Annotated in this window: 2 protein-coding genes; both read right to left on the bottom strand. The window is 64.0% G+C overall.

Annotated features, from left to right (window positions below):
* Positions 1-793, bottom strand: a 793-nt coding sequence (locus HX846_RS24455) for an LLM class flavin-dependent oxidoreductase (protein WP_178966249.1), incomplete at its 3' end; no start/stop codon positions are given.
* A 19-nt stretch (positions 794-812) separates the two neighbouring features.
* On the bottom strand, positions 813-3,097 hold a 2,285-nt coding region (locus tag HX846_RS24450; RefSeq protein ID WP_178966248.1), incomplete at its 5' end, for a TonB-dependent receptor.

Below are 3,097 nucleotides of genomic sequence, written 5' to 3'. Positions count from 1 at the left end.
GCTTCTGCCACGGGTTGCCCGCCGCGAACTGCGGGTTGGCCTTGATCTGCTCCAGAATCTGCTCGGCCCGCTGCCACGCCAGTTCCTCGGTCGCGCCCAAGATAAGGCGCACCGACAAACTCACCCTTGGCGCCTGTACACCCGCCGCACTGGCCGCCGCCTTGAGCTTGGCAATCTGCTCCGCCACACCGCTCAACGGTTCGCCCCACAGCGCATACAGGTCCGCATGCTTGACCGCAATCTGGTAGGCAATGTCCGACGAGCCGCCAAACGAAATCGGGATATGCGGCTGTTGCAGCGGCTTGACCGGGGAAAACGCGCCCTTGATGTTGAAGTACTTGCCCTCGAAGTCGAAAGGCTCCTCGGCGGCCCAGGTGCGCCGCACGATCTCCAGGTATTCGTCGGTGCGTTGGTAGCGCTCGGTCTTGTCCAGCAGGAAGTCGCCTTCCTGGGGTTCGGCGGTGATGCCGGTGATGGCATGCAGGCGAATGCGCCCGCCGCCGGTGGTGTGGTCCAGCGTGGCAAACGCGCGGGCTGCGACCGTCGGCGCAGTGAGCCCCGGGCGGTGGGCGATCATGAAGCCCAGGCGCTCGGTGTGCGCCGCCGCGTAGGCGGCGATTTGCAGGCTGTCGGCGCTGCCGGGCCCGCTGGCGATCAGTACCCGGTCAAAGCCTGCGTGTTCATGGGCGCGGGCGTGGTGGCGGATAAAGTCGAGGTCGAAATCCGGGCTGCGCACGCCACGGGTCTCGGACCATTGGCGGGGGAAGATCATGCCGACAAATTCAATGGACATGCTGGGGCTCCTTTGAGGGTTAGAACTGGTAGTCGACCTGGGCCAGCAAGGTGCGGCCCGGCATCGGTTGCAGGAAGGTGTTGGTGGAGCCGGCCAGGCCGCTGACGAAGTTCAGTTCGTTGGTCAGGTTCAGCACGCGCAAGGTGGTGCTCCACTGCGGCTGGCGGTAGTACACGGCAAGGTCGAGGTTGTATTCGTTGGGGATCTTTACGGTCTTGCTCAGGTTCAGGTACCAGTTGCTGGTCCACCAGCCGGACAGCTCGGCGCCAAAGCCCGAGTCGAAGCGGTAGTCGACGTAGCCACTGGCGGTGTATTCGGGAATCTGCACCGCGTCGAAACGCCCGGAAGGTCGCTGGTTGAGGCTGTTGTTATCGCCGAACACCGTGCCGTTGTCGGGCACGAACCCGGCCGATGCAAATCCCGCCTGGGAGGTGAATTCGTTGTAGGCATTGAGCTTGGACAGGTTCAGGCCGCTGCGCAGGTGGTCATCCGGCTGATAGCGCACGGTGGCTTCCACGCCCTTGATCACCAGCCGCGCGATGCTGTTGTTGCTGTCTGGCGCCTGGTCCCGAGCCTGCTTGAACGCGGCCAGGGTCATGAACAATTGGTTGGGCACCGCTTCGACCTTCACGCCCACTTCGTGCAACACGCTCAGGCTTTGGAACGCCAACGGGTTGAGCTGGTTGGCGCCACTGCCGCTGCCCCAGCCCAGGCCGTTGGAGAAGAACCCGGTGTTGACCGCCAGCGAGCGATCGAAGGTGTAATACAGCGTGGTGTTTTCCGTGGGCTTGACGTAGGGGCTGACCTGGAACGCGAACAGCCGGTAGTTGTCGCTGTCCTTGCGCGGGTTGCCGCCGGCGAGCACGAACGGGTTGTCGATCTCGGCCTCGATCCAGCTGCGGCTGGCACCGATGTTCAGGCCGAAGTAGTCGCCGTACTTGAGGTTGTGCTGGCTGAACAGGGTCTTGGTGGTCCAGGTGCTTTCGGCGGTGTAGGGCGCTACAGACTCGGCGTAGAGCCCGTGCCCGGCCGGGTACATCGGCGGCAGGTTCAGCCAGCCGTAGTAGTTGGAATACTGCGGCACGCCGGGCTGGCCGATCCATGCGCCATTGCCGCCGGCGGGGTTGGCACCGGTAAGGCCCAGCAGGTCGCCGGGGTTCTTGCCCGAAGGGTTCTGGGTCAGGTCATAGGCGTTGATGGTGGAGCCGAAGCTGTTATTGGCCGCAATCGATTGGTTGAATTCGCGGCGATAGATCAGGCCGGTGTTGCTGTCATCCCGCAGGGTCCAGCCGCCCAGGCGGGTTTCATTGCGCGAGCGGAATTCGAAGCGGTTGTCGAAGATGTTGTCTTTGGACTGCACCTGGAACGAACCCACGGCATCGGTGATGTCCTTGGAGCGTTCGTAGAACGTGCTGTTGGCCAGCGTGATGGTGGGCGACAAGTCGGCCTCGACGCGCAGTTGCGTGGTAAAGCGCCGGGAGCTGCTTTCGTCTTCCTTGCGTTGCCCGGTTTGCGAGGACAGCGAGCGTTCGCCGTTGCCCGCCAGCGTCGGGTCATACACCCAGCCCCGCAGGCTGCCGGGGTTGCTCTGGGTGTTGGGCGAGGCGGTCTGGAAGCTGCCGTCCACCACGCTGTATTGGCCCTGGGCATTGCGCTGGCGCTTGACCCAGCCGAGGGTTGGCGCATCGGCGGCGCCAGAGGCCAGCACCGGCGACCACAGGGTGTTGCCGTTCTGGATAATCGGCGTGGCGCGCCCGGCGTAGTACTTGCCGTTGTCCACCAGGTCCTGGGTGGCGCGGTTCCAGCCGTGGGTGATGTTGTAGTCGTAGTAGTTGTCGTAGCTGGCGTTCCAGTCCACCCGCACGTTGTCGTTGCGCCAGGCGAGGGCACCGTAGAACGCGTCGAAATTATTGTCGACGTTGTCGTAGAAGTCCTGCTGGCGCTGCTTGGTGATGCTCAGGCGGTAGGCCAGGTTGTCGCTCAGTGGCCCGGTATTGTCGATGCTGAATTTGTTGGAACTGCGGGACGTGCCGTCCGGTATCCACGAGCCCAGCTCACCGCTGAGCTTGGTCTTGAACTCATTGAAGTCGGGTTTCTTGCTCAGGTAGTTCACATAGCCGCCGCTGCCGGACACCGAACCGTAGGTGACCGACGACGGCCCGGCGACGATGTCGGCGCCTTCGTAGGCGTTGAAGTTCGCCGGGTGGCGCACGCCGTAACCGCGCTGGCCGTCCTGGAACACCTCGGAGCCCTGGGCGCGAAACTGCGGGGCGATGCCGGCGTTCTGGCCGCCGCCCCGGGTGA

Source organism: Pseudomonas sp. K5002, assembly GCF_013386655.1.
Classification (GTDB): domain Bacteria; phylum Pseudomonadota; class Gammaproteobacteria; order Pseudomonadales; family Pseudomonadaceae; genus Aquipseudomonas.
Note: the sequence above shows the minus strand (reverse complement) of the source record. Positions and strands in the feature narration are given on the sequence as shown.